Here is an 812-nt window from a genome sequence, read left to right on the forward strand (position 1 = left end):
GCGGGGCACGCCGTGCACGTTTACAACTCCCGTCCGGGCCTGCTGCGGGAGCTCGGCCGGGAGAGCTTCGACCTGATCCTGCTCGACGAAACGCTGCTGGCCAGCGACATGCGCCCCTTCGTCGACCGCCTGTTCACGCTGGCCGGCGAAGACACCGCGCTGATCTTCATCCACTGCAGCGACGACGAACACCGGCTCGCCGACGCCCTGGCCCTCGGCGCCGACGACTTCATCCGCCGCGGCGTGGGCAACCGCGAGATCGCCGCCCGGATCGACGCCGTGCTGCGCCGCCGCCAGCCCCTGCGCTACCAGCCCAGCCTCGATCACCCGCCCTACTTCTTCGACCTCGAAACCCGCCGCTGCCACCTCGACGGCCGCGAGGTGATGCTGACCGACAAGGAGTTCGAGCTGGCCGTCTTCCTGTTCCAGCACCTCGGCCGCATCTTCTCGCGGGGCCACCTGCTCGACGCCGTCTGGCGCGGCCAGCACACCCAATCGACCCGCACCATCGACACCCACATCAGCCGCCTGCGCCGCAAGCTGCAGCTCACCGACGCCCAGGGCTTCCGCCTCGCCTCCGCCTACGGCAGCGGCTACCGCCTGGAAAGGTTCGAGCCGGATGGCCGAAACCCCGCTGAAACCCCGGGCCACCCGGCGGGCGCCGAGGCGGCGGAGCGCTGCCCGCCTGTGTGCTGAGGCGGGGGCGGCGCGGCGTGAATGCGCCGCCACTTTCAGCAAGACCAACAGAGCCTGGGGTTTCAGTCCCATCCCGTCCTTCGGCATTCGTTATCTGTTATTTGCTATTCGCGAAC

The 812-nt window shown here is 69.3% G+C and carries 1 protein-coding gene; it reads left to right on the forward strand.

The genetic code is table 11. From position 1 onward, the window contains the following. A partial coding sequence (locus L6Q67_RS23595; protein WP_296575977.1) for a response regulator transcription factor occupies positions 1-696 on the forward strand: 696 nt, incomplete at its 5' end. Positions 697-812 lie beyond the last annotated feature (116 nt).

The organism is Zoogloea sp. (assembly GCF_023150065.1).
Taxonomy (GTDB): domain Bacteria; phylum Pseudomonadota; class Gammaproteobacteria; order Burkholderiales; family Rhodocyclaceae; genus Zoogloea.